1 protein-coding gene is annotated in these 754 nt (G+C 38.5%); it reads left to right on the top strand.

Going from position 1 to position 754, the window contains the following annotated elements; translation table 11 throughout:
- Nucleotides 1–140: 140 nt before the first annotated feature.
- Nucleotides 141–614, top strand: coding sequence for an IS200/IS605 family transposase (gene tnpA / locus RFK25_RS11505; RefSeq protein ID WP_044685873.1), 474 nt, complete (start codon nt 141–143; stop codon nt 612–614).
- The last annotated feature ends 140 nt before the right edge of the window (nt 615–754 follow it).

Raw genomic sequence — 754 nt, 5'->3', positions numbered from 1 at the left:
TTATGGCTTCGAGCCAGTTTTTCTCGTAGAGAAAAACAAGAAAACCACCAGCTATGCTGGTGGCTGACAAGGCTTTGAGCTTCCATTTCTTTTTCCTGTTATAATCTAATTGTTCAGGTTAGATAAAGGAGGAAAAAGAAATGGCTAAAACCAGTTACAGTTTATCACATACCAAATGGATGTGCAAATATCACATAGTTTTCACACCTAAGTACCGTAGAAAATCCATTTACTACAAAATTAGACAGGACTTAATTGATATTTTCCGTCATCTATGTCGATACAAAGGCGTGGAAATTATTGAGGGACACATGATGCCAGACCATGTTCATATGCTTGTCTTGATACCCCCAAAACTTTCGATTTCCGATTTTATGGGGTATTTGAAAAGTAAAAGTGCTCTAATGATATTTGATAAACACGCTAATTTGAAATATAAGTATGGAAATCGAAAGTTTTGGGCTAGAGGCTACTATGTTAGTACCGTTGGGTTGAACGAAAAGACAGTTGCGAAATACATTCGTGAGCAGGAGAAAAATGACATTGCACTTGATAAATTGAGTGTCAAAGAGTATGAAGATCCATTTTCAGATGGCAGTTTTAGAACAAGATAAAAGCCCGTTGTTACGGGCATTAGTCAAGTAATTATAGCACTAACCTGAACGAAGTTCAGCGAACGTCTTTAGACGTCGCTGGAGAGAAACGGCTTACAGCCGGTGTACAAGCCACCCGTTTTCACGGGTGGTTATGACTT

This window comes from Streptococcus sp. SS-4456 (assembly GCF_036680365.1).
Classification (GTDB): domain Bacteria; phylum Bacillota; class Bacilli; order Lactobacillales; family Streptococcaceae; genus Streptococcus.
Note: the sequence above shows the minus strand (reverse complement) of the source record. Positions and strands in the feature narration are given on the sequence as shown.

Coding starts and splice junctions, on each gene's coding strand:
- tnpA (WP_044685873.1), top strand. CDS start 141: ATGGCTAAAACCAGTTACAGTTTATCACATACCAAATGGATGTGCAAA.